The organism is Intrasporangium oryzae NRRL B-24470, from assembly GCF_000576595.1.
GTDB lineage: Bacteria > Actinomycetota > Actinomycetes > Actinomycetales > Dermatophilaceae > Intrasporangium_C > Intrasporangium_C oryzae.
In genome coordinates this window covers 1-24,294 of record NZ_AWSA01000058.1, presented here as the reverse complement: position 1 = coordinate 24,294, position 24,294 = coordinate 1, and the positions used below count along the sequence as shown (strand labels likewise).

The 24,294-nt window shown below is 72.2% G+C and carries 19 protein-coding genes; 6 read left to right on the top strand and 13 right to left on the bottom strand.

Translation table 11 applies throughout. The annotated features are described in order from the left end of the window. Positions 1–70 precede the first annotated feature (70 nt). Positions 71–2,743, bottom strand: coding sequence for an asparagine synthase (glutamine-hydrolyzing) (asnB, locus tag N865_RS18780; protein WP_034809351.1), 2,673 nt, complete (start codon positions 2,741–2,743; stop codon positions 71–73). Between the two features lie 192 nt (positions 2,744–2,935). Between asnB and N865_RS18775 the strand changes: the two genes are divergently transcribed. Beyond that, the gene (locus N865_RS18775; protein ID WP_034809349.1) at positions 2,936–3,409 is read left to right on the top strand and encodes a hypothetical protein; all 474 of its coding nucleotides are present in this window, start codon (positions 2,936–2,938) and stop codon (positions 3,407–3,409) included. A gap of 73 nt (positions 3,410–3,482) precedes the next feature. Here the strand turns inward: N865_RS18775 and guaA are convergent, their stop codons facing one another. From guaA to N865_RS18760, 3 genes are all read right to left on the bottom strand, one after another. Further along, entirely contained in the window at positions 3,483–5,072 is a 1,590-nt protein-coding gene (gene guaA / locus N865_RS18770; RefSeq protein WP_034809346.1) for a glutamine-hydrolyzing GMP synthase, read from the bottom strand. 71 nt (positions 5,073–5,143) lie between these two features. Then, positions 5,144–5,518, bottom strand: a complete 375-nt coding sequence (locus N865_RS18765) for a DUF3817 domain-containing protein (RefSeq protein WP_034809343.1) — start codon at positions 5,516–5,518, stop codon at positions 5,144–5,146. After that, positions 5,515–6,273 (bottom strand): SURF1 family protein, encoded by a 759-nt coding sequence (locus N865_RS18760; RefSeq protein WP_034809341.1) that lies wholly within the window; start codon positions 6,271–6,273, stop codon positions 5,515–5,517. Before N865_RS18760 ends, N865_RS18765 begins: the two co-directional genes overlap by 4 nt. Before the next feature lie 174 nt (positions 6,274–6,447). On the opposite strand from N865_RS18760, the gene N865_RS18755 reads away from it, so the two are divergent. Both N865_RS18755 and N865_RS18750 read left to right on the top strand, forming a co-directional pair. Continuing rightward, a complete protein-coding gene (locus tag N865_RS18755; protein ID WP_211244930.1) occupies positions 6,448–8,160 on the top strand; it encodes an ABC transporter ATP-binding protein in 1,713 nt (570 codons plus the stop codon). Continuing rightward, positions 8,160–9,947 carry an ABC transporter ATP-binding protein gene (locus tag N865_RS18750; RefSeq protein WP_034809338.1) on the top strand — a complete coding sequence of 596 codons (1,788 nt, stop codon included), beginning with the start codon at positions 8,160–8,162 and terminating at the stop codon, positions 9,945–9,947. The genes N865_RS18755 and N865_RS18750 overlap by 1 nt, the downstream gene beginning before the upstream one ends. Positions 9,948–10,075: 128 nt before the next feature. Here the strand turns inward: N865_RS18750 and N865_RS18745 are convergent, their stop codons facing one another. From N865_RS18745 to N865_RS18725, 5 genes are all read right to left on the bottom strand, one after another. After that, a complete protein-coding gene (locus tag N865_RS18745; RefSeq protein ID WP_034809336.1) occupies positions 10,076–11,734 on the bottom strand; it encodes a GMC oxidoreductase in 1,659 nt (552 codons plus the stop codon). An 89-nt stretch (positions 11,735–11,823) separates the two neighbouring features. Next, a complete protein-coding gene (locus N865_RS18740; protein WP_034809334.1) occupies positions 11,824–12,945 on the bottom strand; it encodes a GuaB3 family IMP dehydrogenase-related protein in 1,122 nt (373 codons plus the stop codon). A gap of 94 nt (positions 12,946–13,039) precedes the next feature. After that, complete coding sequence (gene guaB / locus N865_RS18735; protein ID WP_034809333.1) at positions 13,040–14,557, bottom strand: IMP dehydrogenase; 1,518 nt, start codon at positions 14,555–14,557, stop codon at positions 13,040–13,042. A gap of 73 nt (positions 14,558–14,630) precedes the next feature. Further along, the gene (locus N865_RS18730; RefSeq protein WP_034809331.1) at positions 14,631–15,620 is read right to left on the bottom strand and encodes a hypothetical protein; all 990 of its coding nucleotides are present in this window, start codon (positions 15,618–15,620) and stop codon (positions 14,631–14,633) included. Next, the gene (locus N865_RS18725) at positions 15,617–16,153 is read right to left on the bottom strand and encodes a sigma-70 family RNA polymerase sigma factor (RefSeq protein ID WP_281173515.1); all 537 of its coding nucleotides are present in this window, start codon (positions 16,151–16,153) and stop codon (positions 15,617–15,619) included. The genes N865_RS18730 and N865_RS18725 overlap by 4 nt, the downstream gene beginning before the upstream one ends. A 395-nt stretch (positions 16,154–16,548) precedes the next feature. Between N865_RS18725 and N865_RS18720 the strand changes: the two genes are divergently transcribed. After that, entirely contained in the window at positions 16,549–16,839 is a 291-nt protein-coding gene (locus N865_RS18720) for a WhiB family transcriptional regulator (RefSeq protein ID WP_034809327.1), read from the top strand. A gap of 179 nt (positions 16,840–17,018) precedes the next feature. Here the strand turns inward: N865_RS18720 and groL are convergent, their stop codons facing one another. Continuing rightward, positions 17,019–18,632: a chaperonin GroEL gene (gene groL / locus N865_RS18715; protein WP_034809325.1), complete on the bottom strand. Its 1,614-nt coding sequence runs from the start codon at positions 18,630–18,632 to the stop codon at positions 17,019–17,021. A 146-nt stretch (positions 18,633–18,778) separates the two neighbouring features. Next, positions 18,779–19,075 (bottom strand): co-chaperone GroES, encoded by a 297-nt coding sequence (gene groES, locus N865_RS18710; RefSeq protein ID WP_034809321.1) that lies wholly within the window; start codon positions 19,073–19,075, stop codon positions 18,779–18,781. A gap of 213 nt (positions 19,076–19,288) precedes the next feature. Between groES and N865_RS18705 the strand changes: the two genes are divergently transcribed. Continuing rightward, positions 19,289–20,530, top strand: coding sequence for a class I SAM-dependent methyltransferase (locus tag N865_RS18705; protein ID WP_034809320.1), 1,242 nt, complete (start codon positions 19,289–19,291; stop codon positions 20,528–20,530). Positions 20,531–20,786: 256 nt separating this feature from the next. On the opposite strand, the gene N865_RS18700 is transcribed toward N865_RS18705, so the two are convergent. Together N865_RS18700 and N865_RS18695 are read right to left on the bottom strand one after the other, a co-directional pair. Next, complete coding sequence (locus N865_RS18700) at positions 20,787–21,599, bottom strand: PfkB family carbohydrate kinase (protein WP_034809319.1); 813 nt, start codon at positions 21,597–21,599, stop codon at positions 20,787–20,789. Continuing rightward, complete coding sequence (locus tag N865_RS18695; protein ID WP_034809318.1) at positions 21,599–22,591, bottom strand: nucleoside hydrolase; 993 nt, start codon at positions 22,589–22,591, stop codon at positions 21,599–21,601. The genes N865_RS18700 and N865_RS18695 overlap by 1 nt, the downstream gene beginning before the upstream one ends. Before the next feature lie 391 nt (positions 22,592–22,982). Between N865_RS18695 and N865_RS18690 the strand changes: the two genes are divergently transcribed. Further along, the gene (locus tag N865_RS18690) at positions 22,983–24,008 is read left to right on the top strand and encodes a glycoside hydrolase family 3 N-terminal domain-containing protein (RefSeq protein WP_245603842.1); all 1,026 of its coding nucleotides are present in this window, start codon (positions 22,983–22,985) and stop codon (positions 24,006–24,008) included. Positions 24,009–24,294: the final 286 nt, after the last annotated feature.

Genomic DNA, 24,294 nt, shown 5'->3' with positions numbered 1-24,294 from the left:
GGTGTTGCGATGACCCCTTGAATCCGCCCTCCTGGGGCGCGGTCCCGGCCCAGCGGCATACGAGAAGGTCTCAGGCCGAAGGCTGCTCGAAGACGATGGCCATGGGCGTCTGCTCCGAACCCTGTCCGAGCGGGTTGTCGGCGAACATCGCCTCGTAGTACTCCTTCGGGCCCGGCGCATCCTTGCCGAGGACGTTGCGCCCGATGTCGTTGGCGTCCATGACGACGGTCCCGCCGAAGGTCGAGCGGTACGGCTCAGGCAGGCGGGCTCGGATCGCGGCCGAGAGACGGGCCGCGACGTCGTCGGGGTCCTTGGGCGCGAGCTTGGCCGAGACGTTGGCCGGGTAGACGGAGTACTCGGTCGGGCCGTCGATGGCGCGGATGTCGCCGCCCACGAGCTCGTAGAAGAGCCCCCGCTTGCCGACGAGCTTGCCGACGGCACCACCCGCCGCGGCGTAGACCACACGCGGCAGGCCGGCCTCCTGGATGGCGAGCTGCATCGTGAAGGGCGAGCCGAGCCCGATGCCGGCCGGCGTCCGCGTGACGTAGCGCGAGAGGACCCGGGCGGACCGGCTCACCTTGATGTCCCAGATGAAGTACGAGCGGCCCTGGGTGATCGCGACGATCTTCTCGGAGATGAAGTAGTACCAGCGGCCCGAGGTCGGCGCTGCGTGATCGGGTCCGGCCTCGGGAAGCCCTGCGAAGAACCGGTCGACGTAGGACAGCGCCTTCTCGTCGAGCTCGTCCTCCCGGGCGAAGAGGTCGGTCCGCAACGGGTAACGCCGCACGACGCGGCCGTCCGCGAGCGTCAGGTCGAGCTGCTTGCGGGCATTGGGCTCGTAGTCGGTCTTGATCCGCGGGGTCGGCACCTCCTCCGGCTTCTCGTCGAAGAACTCCCGCAGCCAGAGCTCGAGGTTGATCAGGCGCCAGAACGTCATCGAGTCGACGTCGTTGCTGCCCTGGATCCAGCCCTCGAAGGCGTGGAGCACCTCGGTCTGCTCGAAGTACGGACGCGTGGCGAACGACTCCGAGAGGAAGATGCCGTAGAAGTGGTTCTTGAGGCGCATGAACCACTCGGACTGGGGTGTCGTGAAGCCGATCTTGTTGCGCCGCCGGTTGATCGAGTCGGGCAGCAGCCCGCGGGTGGCGTCGCGCAGGATCCGCTTGTTCCAGCCCTCCCTGATGATCGCCTCGTCGGAGAGGCTGAAGAGGAAGCGGACGAGCTCCTTGTCGAGGAAGGGCACCCGGCCCTCGAGCGAGAAGTGCATCGTGTTGCGGTCCTCGTAGCGCAACAGCGAGGGCAGCGAGCCGACGTAGATGTCCTCGATGAGGCGCTTCTTGAGGTTGGCCGCCTCGGGCGTGTAGCGCTCCGCCGCGTGGGCAGAGACGAAGGCCCGGTCGAGCAGCTGGGTCGTGGGGATCTGCGCACGGCGGCGAACCGTCGCGCGCAGCCGCGACCGGCCGAGCCGGTAGAGGACGTCGAGCGACCGGGCCAGCTCGGCCGCGGCCTTCGTCGCGCCCTGCGCGCGCAGCTGGCGCAGGTAGACGAGGTAGTGCGGGACGTAGCCGGCCATCATCTCGTCGGCGCCCTGCCCGTCGAGCAGGACGGTGACATGCTGGGCCGCCTCGCGCATCACCTGGAACTGGGCGTAGGGCCCGCTCGAGATGAGCGGCTCCTCCTGCGTCCGGACGAACTCGAGCAGGTCCTCCTTGAACTCCGACGGGGTCGGCGTGACCTTGTGCGACGCGACGTTGCCGGTGCAGGCCTCGAGGACGGCGTCGACGTAGCGTTCCTCGTCGTTGACCGAGCCGGGGAAGACGGCCGAGAAGGTGTTCTGGCGTACGCCGACGGCGGCGGTGGACGCGGTGTCGCCCTCGCCGAGGAGCCGGTTGATGATGACGGCGACCGCAGAGCTGTCGAGGCCGCCGGAGAGCGAGGTGCCGACCGGCACGTCCGAGCGCAGGCGCAGGCGGACCGCCTCGACGAGGCGGGTGCGGAACTCGGCGACCGCGGCGTCGTCGTAGGGGCGCTGGACGGCGGAGAGCTCGGCGAGCTCCTCGCGCAGGCGGGTGTACAGCCGGCGCTCGACGCCTGCGGCCGAGATCGTCATCAGCTCGCCCGGCTCGAGCCTCTCGATCCCGTCGAAGAAGGTCTCGCGGCCGTCGTCGTGGACGCGGAAACGCAGGTAGCGGTAGATCGTCCGGTCGTTGGGCCGGCGGTCGTAGTGGCCGCTCTCGATGATCGCCCGCAGCTCGCTCGAGAAGAGCCACGCGTCGCTCCCGTCGGCACCCGCGCCCGGCACCCGGCACACGTAGACGGGCTTGATGCCGAAGTGGTCGCGCGCCAGGGTGAGCGTCTGGGTCTCACGGTCCCAGACGGCGATCCCGAACATGCCGTTGAAGCGGTCGAAGGCCTGCTCGCCCCACTCGGCGTAGGCCTCGAGCGCGACCTCGGTGTCGGACTCGGTGACAAAGGTGTGGCCGAGGCCCTCGAGCTCGGTGCGCAGTTCCCTGTAGTTGTAGACCTCGCCGTTGTAGATGACGGTGTAGCGGCCGTCGGACGTGGACATCGGCTGCAGGCCCCGGTCGAGGTCGATGACGGACAGTCGCCGGTGGGCGAGCCCGACCGGACCGTCGACGACGATGCCCTCGCCGTCCGGGCCCCGGTGGTGCTGGCAGCCGTTCATCCGGCGCAGGAGCGCCTCGTCCGCCTCGAGTCCGTGATAACCAGCAATGCCACACATGGGGGCAACCCTAACTGTCGTATGCCGCTCTTCCGTCCGCCCAGCCCGGTCGCGGGCAGGCGTGCCGCAAACCTGCCCGTCGCGCCTGCACGGCCCCTGACCGGGTGGTGACAGCGCCCTGTGAACCGGAAGCCGGGGCACACCGTCTTCACGGGAGGGATCTCCCCACCCGGTCCGACGAAACGAGATGTCATGCCACGCCTGTCCCGTCCTGCGTCCTTTCTCGCCGGTGCCCTGCTGGCCGCCGCCGGCCTTGCCGCCTCCGGCGCGTCCGCGTCTCCGGAGCCGGGCTCTCGAGCCGACATCCTCCGGGCGCCCCTCCAGGGCAGCATCCTGTCGGATCCGCCCCTCTTCGGCCTGACGCGTGGCGGCGCGCCATGGGTCATCTCCGAGGGGACCGCCCGGCTGCGCGCGAACGGCGACCTGCACGTCGAGGTCGAGGGCCTCATCATCCCCACGCGGGGCAACAACCCCCTCGGGAGCCTGTCGGCGAGCGTCGCGTGCAACGACGCGATCGTGGCCATGACGGGGCCGGTGCCGTTCAGTGCCGCGGGCGACGCCGTCCTCGACGCGCGCGTCACGCTGCCGGAGCGCTGCCTTGCCCCCGCGGTCCTGCTCAACCCGCTGAGCAACGCCGGCACCTACATCGCGGCAACCGGCCGCTGACGGCGGGGGCTCCCCCGACCCGGCCCGGCGGCATACGTCGTGGGCCCCGGTCAGGGGGCGGACGCGCCCCCGCTCACTCCCACTCGATGGTGCCCGGCGGCTTGCTCGTGACGTCGAGAACGACACGGTTGACCTCTTCGACCTCGTTGGTGATGCGGGTCGAGATCGTCGCGAGGACGTCGTAGGGCACCCGCGCCCAGTCGGCGGTCATCGCGTCCTCGGACGCGACGGGACGCAGCACGACCGGGTGGCCGTAGGTCCGGCCGTCGCCCTGGACGCCGACCGAGCGGACGTCCGCGAGGAGCACGACCGGGCACTGCCAGATGTCGCGGTCGAGACCGGCCTTGGTCAGCTCCTCGCGGGCGATCGCGTCGGCGCGGCGGAGCAGAGCAAGGCGGTCGGCCGTGACCTCGCCGATGATGCGGATGCCGAGCCCCGGGCCGGGGAACGGCTGGCGCCAGACGATGACCTCGGGCACGCCGAGCTCGAGGCCGACCTGGCGGACCTCGTCCTTGAAGAGCGTCCGCAGCGGCTCGACGAGCTGGAACTGGAGGTCGTCGGGTAGCCCGCCGACGTTGTGGTGGCTCTTGATGTTGGCGGCGCCCTCGCCGCCGCCGGACTCGACGACGTCGGGGTAGAGGGTGCCCTGGACGAGCCACTTGACCGGGTGCTCCACGTCGCCCCGGTCGTGGACGACGTCCCGAGCGGCCTGCTCGAAGACGCGGATGAACTGCTCGCCGATGATCTTGCGCTTCGTCTCCGGGTCGGTGACGCCGGCGAGGGCCGTCAGGAAGCGCTCGCGCGCGTCGACGACGACGAGGTCGACGCCCGTCGCCTCGACGAAGTCCTTCTCGACCTGCTCCGCCTCGCCCTCGCGCAGGAGGCCGTGGTCGACGAAGACGCAGGTGAGCTGGTCGCCGACGGCCTTCTGGACGAGGGCGGCCGCGACGGAGGAGTCGACCCCGCCGGAGAGGGCGCAGAGGACGCGGTCCTGCCCGACCTGCTCGCGGATCGTCTCGACGAGGTCCTCGACGACGTTGGAGGCCGTCCACGACGGCTCGATACCGGCGCCCTTCCAGAGGAAGTTCTCGAGGACGCGCTGGCCCTGCTCGGAGTGGAGGACCTCGGGGTGCCACTGCACGCCGTAGAGGCGGCGGTCGTCGTCCTCGATGGCCGCGACGGGCGTCCCGGCGGTGGAGGCCGTGACGGCGCAGCCCTCCGGGGCGACGGTGACGGAGTCTCCGTGGGACATCCAGACCACCTGAGCGCCCGGCTGGCCGTCGAAGAGCGTCGAGGTCGTGTCGCTGATGGCCGCGTCGGTCTTGCCGTACTCGCGAGCGCCGGTGCGGGCGACGGTCCCGCCGAGGGCCTGCGACATGGCCTGGAAGCCGTAGCACATGCCGAAGACGGGCACCCCCGCCTCGAGCAGCGCCGGGTCGAGCGAGGGCGCGCCGGCCTCGTAGACGGAGCTCGGCCCGCCGGAGAGGATGATCGCCGCGGGGTCCTTCGCGAGCATGTCGGCGACGGACATCGAGTGCGGGACGACCTCGCTGTAGACGCGGGCCTCGCGGACGCGCCGGGCGATCAGCTGGGCGTACTGTGCGCCGAAGTCGACGACGAGGACGGGGTGGCTCTGGAGGTCGGTCGGGTGCGCTTCGCTCACGGGCGCCAGCCTATCGGCTCGCTCCGGCGACCCTCTCCACGCCCGTATGCCGCTGGGCCGGGCCGAGCCCCTCAGGCGGGCTCGGGCTCTCCGGCGACGTAGGCGCGTGAGAGGAGCGCGTTGGTCTCGATGGTGTTGCGGTGCTCGGCGACCCAGGGCACGACGGGGACGAAGCCGGCCAGCAGGTTGAGCACGATCCGCTTGAGGCCCCACGCCGCCTTGAGGCCGAGGTTGGCGACCGCAGCGGCGTACCCCATGTAGATGAAGCCGTGGATGTAGCTCCAGTTCTCGGTGAGGAAGTTCTTCTGGTCGAAGCCGTACTTCATGACCATCTCGGCGATGAGGATGAACAGCGCGATACCGGCGACGATCGCCATGACGCGGTAGATCGCCAGGGCCGAACGGATCTGCTTCGGCTTGGCGAGGTGCATTGGGTACGTGCTCACGCGCGGACTTCTTCCTTCCGGGGGGCGGGCGCAGGAGGCGCCTGCTGCTCTGCTCGAAACATCTTCCACCACATGACGATGGCGAAGACTCCGAAGACCCACCACTGCAGCGCGTAGGCCGCGTTGCGCAGGTTGAGCTGGGAGGGAGCCTCGGGCGGTGGGACCCGGGTCACGGCGGACTCCGGGAGGACGCCGTCGGGGCCGGACTCGGTCGAGGCGAGGACGACGACGTTGTAAAGGTCACCGGGCCACTGGTTGACGAGGGCAGCGAGGTCGATCGCGCGGGCCTGGTGCGCCGGCAGGGCGGCACCGTACTGCGGGGACTCGCCCGGCCCGAGGGTTCCGAGGACCGTCACCCGGCCGGGCGGCGTTGGAGGCGGCGTCGTCGGCGTGCCGTCGACGAACCCGCGCAGGACCGGGACGACACCCGTATCCGTGACGAGCGGCGTGACGACCCACGACCCGACCCGGCCGTCCAGCCGACGGTCGACGACGACGATGGTGCGCTCGGCGGCATACGTCCCCGTGACGGAGACGGGCCGGTTGGAGAACTCGGCCTCGAACGCGGAGTGCGGCCGGGTGAGCTGGGAGAGCGGCGCGCGCGGCAGAGCGGCGGCCGCCTCGATCGCCTGCTTGCGGCCCTCGTCGCGTGCGACGCCGAGCTGCCAGAGCCCGAGGACGACGCAAGCAGCCACGACGACGACCAGCCCGACCAACCGGCCCAGCCAGCGTGGGGTGAGCAGGCCGCGGAACACCCCTCAAGGGTAAGTCACGTGGCGAAGCCGGCCGACCCGCCCCCGAACCGACGCCGAACCGCGGCGTCTCCGCCGATTGACCTCGAGCGGGCTTGAGATCCTAGGGTGTCGGCCGTGAGCGCGCCCGCCGAAAATAGGATGAAAACGTCACCGCCGCCTCGTACCGTCGAACGAGTGATCCGCCTCCCCCACGCCGACCCGGGAACCCCTGACCTGTCGAGCCCGACCCGCTACCTGCTCTGGGTCGGTCGCGGTCAGCGCCGCACCCTCGCCGTCGCGATGGCCTTCGGCATCGTCTGGATGGTCAGCCAGGCGCTCTTCCCGGCGGCCGTGAGCCGGGCCATCGACGAGGGCGTCATCGGGGGCGACCGCGGCGCCCTGCTGCGGTGGTGCTCCGCGCTCGTCGGCCTCGTCGTCGTCAGCGCCCTGGCCGGGGCGTGGCGGCACAAGTACGCGGTCATGAACTGGCTGCAGGGCGCGTTCCGGTCGGCCCAGCTCATCGGCCACAAGGCCGCCGACACCGGCGAGGCCCTGACCCGGACCGTGCCGACCGGCGACGTCGTCGCCACGGTCTCGTCCGACTCGATGCGGATCGGCGGGGTCTACGACATCGTGGCCCGCTTCGCGGGGGCGATCGTCAGCTACGTCGTCGTCGCCCTCATCCTGCTGCAGGCCTCCACACCGCTCGGTCTCGTCGTGCTCGTCGGCGTGCCGGTCCTCGTCGGCTGCCTCACCTTCATCGTCCGTCCGCTCCAGGCCCGCCAGCTCGCCCAGCGCGAGGAGGCCGGCAAGCTCATCGGCCTCGGCGCCGACACCGTCGCGGGCCTGCGCGTCCTGCGCGGCATCGGCGGCGAGCAGACCTTCCTCACGCGGTATGCCGCCCAGTCCCAGGCCGTGCGCACCGTCGGCAACCGGGTGGCCGGCTACCAGGCCGCCCTCGACGCGGCCCAGGTCCTCCTGCCCGGGGCCTTCGTCCTCGTCGTCGTCTGGCTCGGCGCCCGCTTCGCGGTCGAGGGGCAGATCACGGCCGGCCAGCTCGTCGCGTTCTACGGCTACACCGCCTTCCTCGTCGTGCCGCTGCGGACCGCCACGGAGATGGTCGACCGGACGACCCGGGCGCACATCGGCGCCCGCAAGCTGATCCGGGTGCTGACGGTCGCCCCCGACCAGACCGAGCCGGAGCAGCCGCAGGCCCTGCCGTCCCATCCGGCGCGGCTCGTCGACCCGGCGAGCGGGGTCGGCATCGAGCCGGGCCGCCTCACGGTGGTCGTCTCCGCCCGTCCCGAGGAGTCCGCGGCGCTCGCCGACCGGCTCGGACGGTTCGGGCCCGACGAGACGGACGCACGACTCAACGGGACCCGTCTCGCCGACGCGCCGCTCGCAGAGCTGCGCCGCCGGATCGTCGTGTCCGAGACCGACCCGCGCCTGTTCACGGGGACGCTGCGCGACGAGCTCGATCCCCTCGGCGAGCACGACGACGCCCGGATCCTCGCTGCCCTCGACGTCGCGAGCGGCGGCGACGTGCTCGAGGCCCTCCCCGGCGGACTCGACAACGAGGTCGAGGAGCGCGGCCGCGCCTTCTCGGGCGGGCAGCGCCAGCGCCTCGCCCTCGCCCGGGCCCTGCTCACCGACGCCGAGACCCTCGTCCTCGTCGAGCCGACCAGTGCCGTCGATGCCCACACCGAGGCCCGCATCGCCGCCCGCCTCGCCGAGGCCCGGGCGGGTCGGACGACGGTCGTCATGAGCGCCAGCCCGCTCATCCTCGACCGGGCCGACCACGTCGTGTTCCTCGATGGCGGCCGGGTCGCCGCCGAGGGTCCCCACGAGCAGCTCATGGCCACCCGGCCGGACTACCGACGAACCGTCGTCCGAGGAGAGGAGGACTGATGACCGCGACGCCCGCACCCGCGACGCGCACCCTGCCCGTCGCCGACATGGACTCCGTGCGTGCCCATACGCGAGGCCTGCTCCGCCGTCACCGCCGCAGCCTGGTCACCGTCGTCGGCCTGCACGCGGTGGCCGCCATGGCCGCCCTCGTGGCGCCGCGCGCCATCGGCCTGCTCGTCGACGAGATCAGCGGCGGCCGGTCGCTCGAGGTCGTCAACCGGCTGGCGTTCGGGATCGCGGCTGCCGTCGTCGTCCAGACCGTCGTCACGTGGTTCGCCAGACGGGCCTCGTTCGTCATGGGCGAGACGGTGTTCGCAGAGCTCCGCGAGCAGTTCATGGGACGCGTCGTCGAGCTGCCGCTCTCGACGGTCGAGCGCGCCGGCACGGGCGACCTCGTGTCGCGGACGACGAACGACGTCGAGGCGCTCTCCCACGTCATCCGATTCGGCATCCCGTCGATCTTCGTCGGTGCCGTGACGACGGCCATCACCGTCGTCGCGGCCTTCCTGACGGGATGGATGGTCGCCCTGCCGATCCTCGTCGGCGTGCCGATCCTCTGGGTGTCCACGCGCCGCTACCTGCGTCTCGCCCCCGACGGCTACCTCCGCGAGCGGGCGACGTATGCCGTGCTCGGTGGGGTCGTGACCGAGTCGGCCGACGGCGCCCGCACGGTCGACGCGCTGGGGCTCGGTCGTCGGCGGCGCCGCCGCATGGACGAGGCCCTGGGTGACTGCTACGACGCCGAGCTCTACACACTGGGCCTGCGCATGCGATGGTTCCCTGCGGTCGAGTTCGCCTTCTTCGCCCCCGTCGCGGTGACCCTGCTCTGGGGCGGCTGGCTCATCAGCCGCGACCTCGCGACGGCGGGCACCGTCACCGCGGTGGCGCTCTACGTCCAGCAGATGGCCGGACCGCTCGACGAGCTCATCTCGTGGCTCGACGAGATCCAGGTCGGGGCCACGTCGCTCGCCCGGGTCATCGGCATCGCCGACGTCCCGCCGGACCGGTCGCCGTCGGGCGAGGAGCCGCGCGACCACCGCCTCGAGGTCGAGGACGTCCACTACTCCTACCGGGCCGGGCGCGACGTCCTGCGCGGTGTCTCCCTCGACCTCGCCCCCGGCGAGCGCCTCGCGATCGTCGGGCCGTCGGGTGCCGGCAAGTCGACCCTCGGGCGGCTCATGGCGGGCATCGACGGGCCTCGCGAGGGCCGGGTCGAGGTCGGGGGCGTGCGGCTCGTCGACCTCGAGCTGGCGCAGCTGAGGGGCCAGGTCGCGCTCGTGACGCAGGAGCACCACGTCTTCGTCGGGACGCTCGAGGACAACCTCCGCCTCGCCCGGCCCGAGGCGCCACGCGAGCAGCTGCTCGAGGCGCTCGAGGCCGTCGATGCCCGCACCTGGGCCGAGGAGCTGCCGGAGGGACTCGACACGGTCGTCGGGTCCGGCGGCCACCGCCTGACCGAGCCGCAGGCCCAGCAGCTCGCGCTCGCCCGGCTCGTCCTCGCCGACCCGCACACCCTCGTGCTCGACGAGGCGACCTCGCTCCTCGACCCGCGGGCGGCCCGGCACCTCGAGCGATCGCTCGCGGCCGTCGTCGAGGGTCGGACCGTGGTCGCCATCGCGCACCGGCTCATGACGGCGCACGACGCCGATCGGGTCTGCGTCGTCGAGGACGGGCTCATCAGCGAGATCGGCTCGCACGACGAGCTGCTCCGGGCCGACGGCGCCTATGCCGCCCTGTGGCGGTCGTGGCGCGACGAGCCCCAGCCGGCGGCCGAGCTGACGAGCTGACGAGCTGACGAGCTGACCGGCCTCCGGGCCGCTCACGGCGGGGCACGACGAACGAGACGGTCCACCAGGGGGGTGGGCCGTCTCGCTCGTCGCCCGGCCGAGCGTGCGTCAGCCGCCGGGAGGTCCGGTCAGGCGTCGACGAGGCGATAGGGCTCGCCCTGGGCCGGCCGTGCGTCGGTCTCGCCCTGGACAGGCCACATCGACATGGCCCGCTCGGCCTGGGCCGTGATGGTCAGGCTGGGGTTGACGCCCAGGTTGGCCGAGATCGCCGACCCGTCGACGACGTGCAGGCCCGGGTAGCCCCAGACCCGGTGGTACGGGTCGACGACCCCGGTCTCGGGCGAGTCGGAGATGACCGCTCCCCCGATGAAGTGGGCCGTCATCGGGATGTCGAAGACCTCGCCGATCGACGACCCCGGCCGGGTCCGCACCCCGGTCAGGCGTTCGAGGCCGCGTGCGAGGGCCCGGACAGCCTCGTTGCCCTGGGGGATGTACGTGGGGTTGGGCTCGCCGTGACCCTGCTCGGACGTGAGCCGCCAGCCGAGCAGCCCGCGCTTGCGACGAACGGTGATGGAGTTGTCGCTCGTCTGCATGACCAGGGCGATGACCGAGCGTTCGCTCCAGCGCCGGGTCGACAGCGAGCGGGCGAACACGACGGGATGGCGCACGACCTGGCCGGCGAACCGGACGAACCGCGGGACAGCGCCGCCGCCGTCGACCTGCACGGTGGCGAGGGACCCCATGAGGTTGGACCCGCGGCCGTAGCGGACGTTCTCGACATGGGTCCGGTCGTCGACGTGGAAGCTCGACGTGATGGCGACGCCCCGGGTGAGGTCGATGCCTTCGGGGACCCGCGTGGTCATGACGCCCCCGAGCGCCTCCGAGTTGGTCCTCGTCAGCTCGCCGAGCCGGTCGGAGACGTGAGGCAGACCGTCCGACTTCATCGCCTGGAGGAGCTCGGCCGTCCCCCACGCCCCGGCAGCGAACACGACCTGCCCGGCCGTCACCGTCTGGGAGCCGGCCCGGCGACGACCCCAGGTTCCCGTCCGGACGGTCGTCACCGCATACCCCTGAGCGGGTGCCTCGGGGTCGAGCGGGCGCACGGAGGTCACCGTCCGGAGCGGCTCGACCGTGACCCCGCGCCGCTCCGCGAGGGCGAGGTAGTTCTTGACGAGGGTGTTCTTGGCCCCGACCCGGCAGCCGACCATGCAGTTGCCGCACTCGGTGCAGCCGGTCCGGGCCGGCCCCTCCCCGCCGAAGTACGGGTCGGCGACCCGGCGACCCGGCTCGCCGAAGAAGACACCGACCGGGGTCTTGCGGAAGGTCTCGCCGACGCCGAGGTCCTTCGCCGTCTCGCGCATGAGCTGCTCGACGGGTCCCTCGCACGGGTTGGTGACGACCCCGAGCATCCGCTGGGCCGTCGCGTAGTGCGGGGCGAGCTCGGAGCGCCAGTCGGTGATGTGTCCCCACTGCCGGTCGCGGAAGAACGGCTCGGGCGGGACGTAGAGCGTGTTGGCGTAGTTGAGCGAGCCGCCGCCCACGCCGGCACCGCCGAGGACGATGCAGTGCGGGAGCCGGTGGATCCGCTGCACGCCGTAGCAGCCGAGACGTGGGGCCCAGAGGTAGCGGCGGACGTCCCAGCTCGTGCGGGCGAAGTCCTCGTCCTCGAAGCGACGCCCGGCCTCGTAGACGTGGACGCGGTATCCCTTCTCCGCGAGGCGGAGCGCGGCGACCGAGCCGCCGAAACCCGAGCCGATGACGACGACGTCGTGGTCGTACTGCTGCATGGCGCACACTCTAGGCGGCACCGGCGGGCGAGGCTACCGTCGGTAACCAGCCAGTCTCCGCGGCTCGACCCCGCGTCTGAGTGGGCCCGTCAGGTGAGGTTGTACGGCGAGACGACGACCTCGACGCGCTGGAACTCCTTGACGTCGGAGTACCCGGTCGTCGCCATGGCGCGCCGGAGGGCTCCGATCACGTTGGTCGTCCCGTCGGCGTGACGCCCAGGGCCGAAGAGGATCTCCTCGAGGGAGGCCTGGGAGCCCAGGGCGATCCGCTCGCCGCGGGGGAGCTCGGGATGGTGCGCCTCGGGTCCCCAGTGGTACCCGCCACCCGGCGCGTCGGTCGCGCGCGCCAGGGCCGCGCCGAGCATCACCGCGTCGGCGCCGCAGGCGATCGCCTTGACGATGTCGCCGGACGTGCCGACCCCGCCGTCGGCGATGACGTGGACGTAACGACCGCCCGACTCGTCGAGGTAGTCGCGACGGGCGGCGGCGACGTCGGCGACGGCGGACGCCATGGGGGCGTGGATGCCGAGGGCCTTGCGGGTCGTGTGGGCCGCTCCCCCGCCGAAGCCGACGAGGACGCCCGCGGCGCCCGTGCGCATGAGGTGGAGCGCAGCGGTGTAGGAGGCCGCGCCGCCGACGATCACCGGCACGTCGAGCTCGTAGATGAACCGCTTGAGGTTGAGCGGCTCGGCCCGGCCGGACACGTGCTCGGCCGAGACGGTCGTGCCGCGGATGACGAAGAGGTCGACGCCCGCGTCGACGACCGTCTTCCAGTGCTGCTGGGTGCGCTGCGGCGAGAGCGCGCCCGCGACGGTCACGCCCGCCTCACGCAGCTCGCGCAGGCGCTCGGTGATCAGCTCGGGCTTGATCGGCTCGGCGTAGATCTGCTGCATCCGGGCCGTGGCCGAGCCCGGCTCGAGCGCGGCGATCTCCTCGAGGATCGGCGTCGGGTCGTCGTAGCGGGTCCAGAGGCCCTCGAGGTCGAGAACGGGAAGGGCCCCGAGCTGCCCGAGCCGGATCGCCGTGTCGGGCGAGACGACCGAGTCCATCGGCGCCGCCATGACGGGCAGGTCGAAGTGGTAGGCGTCGATCTGCCACGAGACCGAGACCTCCTCCGGGTCGCGCGTGCGCCGCGAGGGCACGACGGCGATGTCGTCGAAGGAGTATGCGCGGCGCCCGCGCTTGCCTCGGCCAATCTCGATCTCGGTCACCGGCCGATCCTATCGACCCCGATTCGATGTATCCGCGCGTGCCCAGGCTCGCGCAGATACATCGAATCGGCGGGTGGGTCGGCGGCGGCTGCGGTCAGCCGACCGAGTAGTTGGGGGCCTCGACGATGCCCTGGATGTCGTGCGGGTGGCTCTCCTTGAGGCTCGCCGACGTGATCCGGACGAACTGGCCCTTCTCCTGCAGCTCGGGGACCGTGCGGGCGCCGACGTAGAACATCGACTGGCGCAGGCCGCCGACCATCTGGTGGGCGACCGCAGAGAGCGGACCGCGGTAGGCGACGCGGCCCTCGATGCCCTCGGGGACGATCTTGTCGTCGGACTCGACCTCGGCCTGGAAGTAGCGGTCCTTGGAGTAGGACTTCTTGCCGCGCGAGCTCATCGCGCCGAGCGAGCCCATGCCCCGGTAGCTCTTGAACTGCTTGCCGTTGACGAAGATCAGCTCGCCGGGGCTCTCCTCGCAGCCAGCGAGGAGCGAGCCGATCATGACGGCGTCGGCGCCCGCGACGATCGCCTTGGCGATGTCGCCGGAGTACTGCAGCCCACCGTCGGCGATGACCGGGACGCCGGCCGGCTTGCAGGCCAGCGAGGCCGCGTGGACCGCGGTGATCTGCGGCGCGCCGACGCCGGTGACGATCCGGGTCGTGCAGATCGAGCCCGGGCCGACCCCGACCTTGACGGCGTCGGCGCCCGCGTCGACGAACGCCTGCGCGCCTTCTCGCGTCGCGACGTTTCCGCCGATGACCTGGACGTGACGGGTCGCCGGGTCCTTCTTGAGGCGCTCGACCATCTCGAGGAGCATCCGGACGTAACCGTGCGCCGTGTCGGCGACGAGGACGTCGACCCCGGCCTCGATGAGCGTCGTCGCCCGCTCCCACGCGTCGCCGAAGTAGCCGATCGCGGCGCCCACCATGAGGCGACCGTCGCCGTCCTTGCTCGCGTTGGGGAACTGCTCGCTCTTGACGAAGTCCTTGACCGTGATGAGGCCGGTCAGGTGGCCCTCGTCGTCGACGAGCGGCAGGCGCTCGCGCTTGTGCTGACGCAGGAGGGCCGTGGCCTCCTCGCGGCTGATGCCGACGTGGCCCGTGATCAGCGGCATGGGGGTCATGACGTCGCGCACCAGCGTCGTCGCCCACTCGGCGACCGGCGTGAAGCGCAGGTCGCGGTTGGTGACCATGCCGATGAGCAGCTTGTCGCCGTCCACGACCGGCAGGCCCGACACGCGGTACTCGCCGCAGAGCTGGTCGAGCTCCTCGAGGGTCGCGTCCGGACCGATGACGATCGGGTTGGAGATCATCCCCGTCTGGGTCCGCTTGACGAGGTCGACCTGGTAGGCCTGGTCGGCGATCGAGAGGTTGCGGTGCAGGACCCCGATGCCGCCCTGGCGCGCCATCGCGATCGCCATCCGTGCCTCGGTGACGGTGTCCATCGCCGCGGAGATGAGGGGGGTCCTGATCGACAGCTCGCGGGTGAGGCGGGTGGTCGTGTCGATGTCGTTGGGCGCGAGGTCGCTGTATCCCGGGAGCAGGAGGACGTCGTCGTATGTCAGGCCGAGCTGGGCGAACGGGGCGGGCACGTCAGACGATCCGAGACTCATTCGCCAATTCTAGGACAGCGTGAGGGCCGCTCCGACCGGCCCTCCGACCGTCGCTCGACGGGTCGGGCGACCGTCAACGCCCCGTCGGGAAGGGCAGGTACGGGAGGAACATGGACGGCAGGGGCGCGCTCGCGGTGGGGAGGAACGGGACCCTGACGGGCGGCACCGGGAGGGACGGCGGCTGCTCCACTGACGAGTCTGCGTCCTCGGCCCCCTGGGCCGCCCGGCTCGCGGCCTGGGACGGGATCGCCGCCGCTGGCTCGCCGACACCTTGGCCCGTGACCGAGTGCTGCGCCTGCCCGGAGTTCTGGCCCTGGCCGGAGGTCGACTGCAGTGACTGCGCCGCCTGGCCGTGAGGGGTCGATCCGCCACCCGTGCTGCCCGGCGCGCTCGGCCCGGCCGTCTTGGTGGGGCCGACCAGGGACTGGGGCGCGGCACCCGATCCGTCCTGCTCCGGCGCCTGCGACTGCGTGCCATCGGCGGCCGGGGCGTCGCTCGGAGCGGGGTGACCCTTCTTGTCGGCCTGCCCCTTCGGAGCCGCGGTGGACGCCGCTGACCCCGAGCTGCTCGGGACCGGGCCGGGGGCGACGGACGTGGCGCCGGCCGCGGCGCCTCCGGTCAGGGAGTCGGCCCCAGCGCCCGGGACGACCTGGACCGAGCCGTCGGGGTCGGTGACGACGGTCCAGGTTCCGGCGCCGACCTTGCGGGCCTCGACGACACCGACGAAGGGCGGAGCCGTCTGGGTCGCGGTGACGGCGGGCTTGCCCGGACGCCCACGGAAGATCTCGGGCGCCTCGTGGCCTGCGCCGAGGTGCGGCAGGGTGACCGCCGCGGCAACTCCCGCACCGGTCGCCCCGACCGCGAGGACGGCGAAGGTCGTGAAGATCCGTCTCCGGGAGCCCCCGCGTCGTGGGGTGCCGCCGCCGAGGGGGCTGTCGGCATGCACCGCGAGCGCCCCGAGGACGGAGGCGAGAGGGTCGTGGCCGCAGTCGACCCGACGGCCGAGGGCGTCGAGGAGCAGGTCGTCGGCGACGAGGTCGCTGAGCGGCGTGGGCTCGTTCATGCGACATCACCTGCCTGCATCTCGGCGAGCATCGCTCGCAGCTTGGCCAGGGCCCGGTGCTGGGCGACCCGGATCGCGCCCGTCGTCATACCGAGCGCAGCCGCAGTCTCCTCCGTCGAGAGCCCGACCGCGACCCGGAGGATGAGGATCTCGCGCTGCTGGTCGGGCAGTCGCCGCATCAGGGTGAGGGCGAGGGCGGCCTCGTCCCGGACGAGCGCGGCCGCCTCGGGGGTCGGGCCGTCGTCGACCTGGTCGGGCATCTCGGCGATCGGGGTCGGTCCGCGCATCGCGGAGCGCTGGACGTCGGCGAGCCTGCGGGAGGTGACCGTGTAGACGAACGCCTCGAACGGCACGCCACGCTCCTCGTAGGTCGGCAGGGCCGTCAGTACAGCCATGCACACCTCCTGAGCGACGTCCTGTGCGGTGTCCTCGGCGCCGAACCGTCCGAGGCGGACGCGGCAGTACCTCAAGGCCATCTCTCTGACCCGGGTCAGGAGTTCGTCACGGGCACGGTCATCGTGCGTGGCGGACATCGCGAGGGCGCTGAGGGATACGCAAGCGTCCACCTGCTCCATCGCGGTGGCGGCGTCAGTCGTTACGCGGACGCGTCGCGGCCAGCTCCGTGCCATGCGTGATCCCGTCCCCCGAACTCCCGTTTAGGTGCGCCGGCGCCGGCCGACAGACACCACGATGACGCGTCCAGCCCTGCGGGTCATGCTAGTGCTCCTCCGATGTCGCTGCGAGCGATCCGCGTCCGACCTCTTGTCCCGAGCATGCCATTGACTGGCCATTTCTTGAACAACTCTTGAAGGTTCTGCTCTTTCTCCGTGATCGCCGCCCCGGTTAGCGTCGAACCGCGGCTCCCAGGTGCGAGCCGCTGAAGGCGATCGAACGGCGGCCCCGCCGCCCAAGCGGAAAGAACAGGGACATGGCAGAGATCACCCGACTCCCGGGACCCATCGCGGACCTGTGGGACTGGCAGCTCGCGGGGGCATGCCGCAGCGTCAGCCCCGAGGTGTTCTTCCACCCGGAGGGTGAGCGCGGGCCTCGGCGGCGTAACCGCGATGCCGAGGCGAAGGCCGTGTGCGCAGCGTGCCCGGTCGTCACCGAGTGCAGGTCGCACGCGCTCGAGGTCCGCGAGCCGTACGGCGTCTGGGGCGGCCTGACGGAGGGCGAGCGCGAGAGCCTCTACGACGGGCCGATCAGGGCAGCCTCCTGACGACGTCGCGCCCGAGGCGACGTCGCACCGGCTCATCCGCATCCGTCCGGTGAGGACCGGCTGACCGGGCCGAGACGTGAACGAGGGCCGCTCCCGAGTGGGAGCGGCCCTCGTCCGCGTCGGGCGTCCGACCCGGTCACCCGTGGGTCAGCACGCCGTATGCCGCTGGGTGGGCGCGGTCAGTGACCGTGGCCGTGGCCGTGGCCACCGGCCGCGACCTCCTCCTCCGGCTTGTCGACGACGAGCGTGTCGGTCGTGAGGATCATCGAGGCGATCGACTCCGCGTTGCGCAGGGCCGAGCGGGTCACCTTGACCGGGTCGATGACACCGGCGGCGATGAGGTCGCCGTACTCGCCCGTCGCGGCGTTGAGGCCCTGGCCGAGCGGCAGGTCGGCGACCTTCGAGGTCACGACGTAGCCCTGGAGGCCGGCGTTCTCGGCGATCCAGCGGAGCGGCTCCTGGACGGCCTTCTTGACGATGGCCGCACCGGTGGCCTCGTCACCGACGAGGTCGAGCCCGTCGATGGCGGAGGCGGCGTGGATGAGGGCGGTGCCGCCACCGGCGACGATGCCCTCCTCGATCGCGGCGCGCGTCGCGGAGATCGCGTCCTCGATGCGGTGCTTCTTCTCCTTGAGCTCGACCTCGGTGTGCGCGCCGACCTTGATGACGCAGACGCCGCCGGCGAGCTTGGCGAGGCGCTCCTGGAGCTTCTCGCGGTCCCAGTCGGAGTCGGTGCGCTCGATCTCGGCCTTGATCTGGTGGACGCGGCCGGCGACCTCGGACTGCTCGCCCGCGCCGTCGATGATCGTCGTGTTGTCCTTGGTCAGCACGACGCGGCGGGCCTGGCCGAGGACGGTCAGGTCGGCCTGGTCGAGCTTGAGGCCAACCTCCTCGGCGATGACCTGGCCACCGGTGAGGATGGCGATGTCCTGGAGCATGGCCTTGCGGCGGTCGCCGAAGCCGGGAGCCTTGACGGCGGCGACGGTGAACGTGCCGCGGATCTTGTTGACGACGAGCGTCGAGAGGGCCTCGCCGTCGACGTCCTCGGCGATGATCAGGAGCGGCTTGCCCGACTGGACGACCTTCTCGAGGACCGGGAGGACCTCGGCGACCGCGGAGATCTTGCCCTGGTTGATCAGGATGTAGGCGTCCTCGAGGACGGTCTCCATGCGCTCGGTGTCGGTGACGAAGTAGGCCGACAGGTAGCCCTTGTCGAACTGCATGCCCTCGGTGAAGTCGAGCTCGGTGGCGGTCGTCGAGGACTCCTCGACGGTGATGACGCCGTCCTTGCCGACCTTGTCGAAGGCCTCGCCGATGAGGGCGCCGAGGGTGGAGTCCTGGGCCGAGAGGGTCGCCACGGAGGCGATCTCGTCCTTGCCCTCGACGTCGCGGGCGATGCGGAGCAGCTCGTCGTTGACGGCCGTGACGGCCTTGTCCATGCCGCGCTTGAGGGCGGCCGGGGCGGCACCCGCGGCGACGTTGCGCAGGCCCTCCTTGACCATGGCCTGGGCGAGGACCGTCGCGGTCGTCGTGCCGTCACCGGCGACGTCGTTGGTCTTGGTCGCGACCTCCTTCGCGAGCTGGGCGCCCATGTTCTCGTAGGGGTCCTCGAGCTCGATCTCGCGGGCGATGGTCACGCCGTCGTTCGTGATCGTGGGGGCGCCCCACTTCTTGTCGATGACGACGTTGCGGCCCTTGGGGCCGAGCGTCACCTTGACGGCGTTGGCGAGCGCGTCGACGCCGCGCTCGAGCGACTTGCGGGCGGAGTCGTCAAACTCCAGCTGCTTGGCCATGGTGTTCCTTTGGCTCGGTGTGCATGTGGTTCGGTGGCGGGAGGCCGGGTCCGTCGCGATCTGGCGCCGGACCGGGGTGAAACGAGACGCACCCCAGCAAGACCCCGAGGGGGCTCACCGGGGTGCGTTCACGGCATACGACGTGGTCAGCCGATGACGGCGAGGACGTCACGCGCCGAGAGGATCAGGAACTCCTCGCCGCCGTACTTGACCTCGGTGCCGCCGTACTTGCTGAAGATGACCTTGTCGCCGACCTTGACGTCGAGCGGGACGCGCTCGTCGCCGTCCTCGTTCCAGCGGCCGGGGCCGACAGCGAGGACCTCGCCCTCCTGCGGCTTCTCCTTGGCGGTGTCCGGGATGACGAGGCCGGACGCGGTGGTCTTCTCGGCCTCGAGGGACTTGACGACGATGCGGTCTTCGAGCGGCTTGATGGAAACCGACACGGTGGTGACCTTCCCTTCGGGACAGTCGGAAATGGGACTACGGACTGTGGCTCTTCGAGGCTGGCCGCCGTCGCGGGGGTCGACCGATCTCTTGGAGTGCACTGGCACTTTCGGTGTGAGAGTGCCAACAAGAGGAAATCTAGGTAGGCGGTTAGCACTCGGTCAAGTCGAGTGCCAGAAATCACCGCGCCCACGGGTGGCAGGATGGCGGCCATGGACGCAGCGATGGTCGACCGGCTGGCGGACAGCGAGGGCTGGAGCCTGCTGCAGTCGCTCCCTCCCTACGACGAGGCCACCTCGCTCGGCCTCCAGACGGCGCTGCGCGACGCAGGCTTCGACGCCGACCTCGTCGCGGCCGCGATGACCCAGTCCCGGCTTCGCGCCCGGGCCGTCGACAAGTTCGGCGAGTTCGCCGCAGGCATGCTCTTCACCCCCGACGGCCTCGAGCAGGCGACCCGCCTCGCCGTCGCGGCACGGCACGCCCACCGGTATGCCGCTGCCGGGGTTCGCGTCGTCCACGACCTCGGGTGCGGGCTGGGCGCGGACGCGATGGCCTTCGCCGGCCTCGACCTCGAGGTCCGCGCCGTCGACGCCGACCCGACGACGGCCCGGATCGCCGCCGTCAACCTGCGGCACTGGCCCTCGGCCGAGGTGACGTGCGCCCGGGCCGAGGACGTGCGGCTGCCCGCCGGAGAGGGCGCGCGGCACATCGGGGTGTGGCTCGACCCGGCGCGCCGGGTCGCCGGCGTGGCGGACATCCGCGGGCGGACCAAGCGGGTCTTCTCCCTCGACGCGATCTCGCCGTCGTGGAGCCAGGTGCTGGCCTTCGCCGCCGAGGTGCCGGCGACGGGCGCGAAGCTCTCCCCCGCCTTCCCCCACGGGTCGATCCCGAGAGGTGCCGAGGCCCAGTGGACCTCCTGGCACGGCGAGGTCCTCGAGTGCGCCGTCTGGTGGGGTCCGCTCGTCCAGTCGCCGGGGCGCACCGCGGCGGTCTGCGACGAGCGTTCGACGCACGTCGTCACCGAGGCCGACGCCGCGCCGGGGTCCGGGGCACCCCACCTCGGGTCGGTGGCCGACGTGGGCGAGTGGCTCCACGAACCCGACCGGGCCGTCATCCGGGCCGGTCTCACCGGTGCGCTCGTGGCGTCTGTCGACGGCGCCGAGGTCGCGCCGGGTGTCGGCTACGTCTCGAGCCACTCGGGGGTCGAGGTTCCGTGGGCGCGGCGGTTCAGGGTCGTCGAGGCGATGCCGCTGTCGACGAAGCATCTCGCCCGGTGGCTGCGCGACCACGGCCATGACCGGGTGACGATCAAGAAGCGCGGCGTCACTCTCGACGCCGATGTCCTGCGCCGGCAGCTGAAGATGACCGGACGCGGCAGGGGTGGCTCCGAGGCGACGCTCGTGCTGACCCGCATCGGGGGCGGCCAGGTCGCGATCGTCGTCACACCGGGCTGAACCAGGCCCCCTCCGCTCCCCCGGAGGAACGCTCCGCTCCCCGCCGACCCGCCCTGCCTCGGCCGACCGAACGAGTCGTTCGGTGTCGAACGCTGTGGAGGGTGTCGAACGCTGTGGAGGGTGTCGAACGCTGTGGGGGGTGCCGAACGCGCCGGTGCACCGACGTCTTCGGTCACCGAACGACTCGTTCGGCGAAGAAGGAAGCGCGTGGCGTGGCCGGCGGACGCCGGGGCGGGGCTGCCTCTGCGCCGCGTGGTCAGAGGGCCGCGTCGGGCTGGGCCCCGGACCAGCGGACCGCGGCCGAGCCCGCCGCGTTGGCCGCCTCGAGCGCCTCCTCCTGTCCGGCGCCACGGGCGAGCGCCGCGGCGAGGGCACCCGCGAAGGCGTCCCCCGCCCCGACCGTGTCCACGACCTCGTCAGCCGGCACGGGTATGCCGTCCACCCGGGTCCCGCCCCACGCCGCGCCGGCTGCCCCGAACGTGACGAGGACGGAGGCCGGCATGAGGTCGGAGTCGGCAAGCAGGGCCATCTCCGACTCGTTGACGACGACGGGATCGGCGAGCGCGATGACGTCGTGCGGGAGGGCGGCATACGGGGAGAGGTTGAGCACGACGCGGGCTCCGGCGGCGTGGGCGCGCCGGGCCACGTGCGCCACCGTCCCGAGCGGGACCTCGAGGCTCGCGAGGAGGACGTCACCCGGTCCGATCCGCACCTCGTGCGGGTCGAGGAGCGCGTTGGCGCCCGGGACGACGATGATCGTGTTCTCGCCGGCCTCGTCAACGGTGATGAGAGCCGTCCCGGTGGGGGCGGCGACGCGGGCGATCGCCGCCTCGATCCCATGAGCCTCGAGCCGGCGGAGGTAGGCGGTCGCCGCCTCGTCCGTGCCGACCGCCCCGACCATGGTCACGTCGGCGCCGGCCCGATGGGCGGCCAGCGCCTGGTTGGCGCCCTTGCCGCCTGCGAGACGGCCTCCCGGCTCGCCGAGGACGGTCTCGCCCGGGCGGGGGTGTCGCTCCACGAGGGTGACGATGTCGACGTTGAGGGACCCGAGGACCACGACGCGACCCATCAGCGCCTCGCCTCGTCCGCCGCGAGGACCGTGCGGCGCCAGATGTCGGCGTAGCGGTGCGCGTCGACCCCGAGCGCGACCTCGACGCGGACCGGCGCCTCACCATGGGGGTCGTGGGCCAGGTCACCGCTCCAGTCGCGCCGGTCGACGATCGTCCGACCCCGGGACCAGTGGCCGGCCAGCTCGATGCGCAGCGGAAGGACCTGCGTCGTCAGGGCCGAGGGGTCGAGCACCGCGCACACGGCGCCGGCGTCGCCGATCGTCGACGCCCGGCGCGAGAAACGCTCGCACTGGAACTCGATGAGCCGGCCCGCGAGCTCGGCCGGCCCGCGGCCGCCTCGGGCGATGAGCTCGGCCGCCTGCTCCCGCGTCACGACCGGGTCGTAGAAGACGTCGAGGCCGTACATCGTCACCCCGATCCCGAGCTCGCCCGCCGCCTCGAGGACGACGGCCGCGGCCTCGGGGTCGTGGAAGACGTTGAACTCCGCTGACGCGGTCGCGTTGCCGACGTGCGCCGCGCCACCCATGAAGACGATCCGCTCGATGCCGCCGGCGACGTCCGGGTACGTCCGCAGCAGGAGCGCGATGTTGGTGAGGGGCGCGAGGGGGACGAGCGTCACCGGGCGGCCCTCGGAGGCCGCCGAGCGGCATACGTCCCGGAGGAGCTCGACCGCGTGGCGCGGGTCGGGGACCGTCGGCGCGGGGTCCCACCCGAGGTCGCCCATCCCGTCACTGCCGTGGACGTGTCGGGCATCGACCGGGTGTTCGAGGAGGGGCCGCCCCGCGCCCCGCGCGACGGGCACGTCCGTGCGCCCGGCCGTGTGGAGGACCAGGAGCGTGTTGCGCACGACGTCGTCGACGGGAGCGTTGCCGCCGACGCACGTGACCGCGCGCAGGTCGAGGTCGGGGTGGCTCGCGGCGAGGAGAAGGGCGCACGCGTCGTCGACGCCGGTGTCGACATCGAGGACAACGGGAACGGGCTGAGGGCTCACTGCCGCAACGTACCCTCCACACCCGGCCAGCACGAAGACCTCATGACACGTCGATGTGCGCGGTGGGCCGCCTCCGTCCGGGTACGGTCGAGGAGTGCAGCACCCGCCCCGCCCGAGATCCACGGCGACGACGCCGATGCTTACGGGCCGCGCCGCGCGCCGCGCAGCGATTTTGCTCGCCGTCATCGCCGTCGCCGGGTGCACCGCGGCCGGGCCGGCCCCAGCCCCGACGTCCACGTCCCCTCCGACGGCCACGACGTCGCAGCAGACGAGCGTCCCCACGGAGTCTCCGACCCCGAGCACCACCATTCCCACGTCGGCACCGGCACCCACGACCGCCGCCCCGAAACCCACCGGCCCGGGTGGCTGCGCGGCCGCCATCGTCACGCGGATGTCGCCGGACGAGCGCGCCGGCCAGCTGCTTATGGTCGGCCTCGGCTCCGACGCGGGGAGCCGCAGCCTCGACACCCTCGTGGCGAGCCGCCACCTCGGTGGGGTCATCCTCCTCGGCGGGTGGACCTCCGGCGTCGATGCCGTCCGGGCGACGACGCGCCATCTCGCGGGGCTCGCCTCGCCGGCGAACACCGCCGGCCTCGGCCTGCTCCTCGCGGCCGACCAGGAGGGCGGCCAGGTGCAGCAGCTGCGGGGGCCCGGATTCAGTCGTATGCCGTCGGCCCTCGTCCAGGGCCAGTCCTCACCGGGTGCCCTCACCGCCTCGGCGCGGACCTGGGCACGAGAGCTCGCGGCGGCCGGCGTCAACGTCAACCTCGCACCGGTGGCCGACACGGTGCCGAGCGAGCTCGGGCGGGCCAACGGCCCGATCGGGCACTACGACCGGCAGTACTCCAGCGACCCGGACCGGGTCGCGACGATGTCGGCGGCGTTCGCGGCCGGGATGCGGGCCGGCGGGATGGCCACCACAGCCAAGCACTTCCCCGGCCTCGGCCGGATCATCGAGAACACCGACGTCTCGGCCACCGGGATCACCGACCGGACGACGACGACCACGGATCCGTACCTCCGGCCGTTCGCCCGCGCGGTCCGCGACGGCACCGAGCTCGTCATGGTCGGGTCGGCGATCTACTCGCGGATCGACCCCGGCACCAACGCCGTCTTCTCCCGGGCCATCGTCACCGACCTGCTCCGCCGCCAGCTCGGCTACCGAGGCGTCGTCATCTCCGACGACCTCGGCGCAGCGAAGAGCGTCGAAGAGGTGCCGGTGGGACAGCGCGCCACCCGCTTCATCACCGCCGGCGGAGACATCGTCCTCACGGCCCGTCCGTCCGACATCCCCGTCATGCACGAGGCCCTCACCGCGCGGATGGCCACCGACCGCGCCTTCGCCAACCAGGTCGCGGCCGCCGTGACACGGGTCGTCGCGCTCAAGCTCCGCATGGGCCTCGCGCACTGCCCCTGACCCACGAGCGACACCCGCTGGAAACGCGGGCGAGGGTCGGTGGGAGCGGCACCCGCTGGAGCCGCGGGCGCAGGTCGGTGGGAGCGGCATCGGCGGCGGCCAGGTGACCGCAGACCGCGCGTGCCCGTCGTACGGCCGCCGACGCTCTCGCCGCGAGCACGAGCCTCGCCCGTGTCGTCACCCTCTCGCGAAGCCACGGGCGAGGGTCGGTGGGAGCGGCATCGGCGGCGGCCACGAGACCGCAGACCGCGCGTGCCCGGCATACGGCCGCCGACGCTCTCGCCGC

Coding starts and splice junctions, on each gene's coding strand:
- guaB (WP_034809333.1), bottom strand. CDS start 14,557: ATGAGTCTCGGATCGTCTGACGTGCCCGCCCCGTTCGCCCAGCTCGGC.
- N865_RS18705 (WP_034809320.1), top strand. CDS start 19,289: ATGGACGCAGCGATGGTCGACCGGCTGGCGGACAGCGAGGGCTGGAGC.
- N865_RS18700 (WP_034809319.1), bottom strand. CDS start 21,599: ATGGGTCGCGTCGTGGTCCTCGGGTCCCTCAACGTCGACATCGTCACC.
- asnB (WP_034809351.1), bottom strand. CDS start 2,743: ATGTGTGGCATTGCTGGTTATCACGGACTCGAGGCGGACGAGGCGCTC.
- N865_RS18720 (WP_034809327.1), top strand. CDS start 16,549: ATGGCAGAGATCACCCGACTCCCGGGACCCATCGCGGACCTGTGGGAC.
- N865_RS18745 (WP_034809336.1), bottom strand. CDS start 11,734: ATGCAGCAGTACGACCACGACGTCGTCGTCATCGGCTCGGGTTTCGGC.
- N865_RS18750 (WP_034809338.1), top strand. CDS start 8,160: ATGACCGCGACGCCCGCACCCGCGACGCGCACCCTGCCCGTCGCCGAC.
- N865_RS18730 (WP_034809331.1), bottom strand. CDS start 15,620: ATGAACGAGCCCACGCCGCTCAGCGACCTCGTCGCCGACGACCTGCTC.
- groL (WP_034809325.1), bottom strand. CDS start 18,632: ATGGCCAAGCAGCTGGAGTTTGACGACTCCGCCCGCAAGTCGCTCGAG.
- N865_RS18725 (WP_281173515.1), bottom strand. CDS start 16,153: ATGTCCGCCACGCACGATGACCGTGCCCGTGACGAACTCCTGACCCGG.
- N865_RS18690 (WP_245603842.1), top strand. CDS start 22,983: ATGTCGCCGGACGAGCGCGCCGGCCAGCTGCTTATGGTCGGCCTCGGC.
- N865_RS18775 (WP_034809349.1), top strand. CDS start 2,936: ATGCCACGCCTGTCCCGTCCTGCGTCCTTTCTCGCCGGTGCCCTGCTG.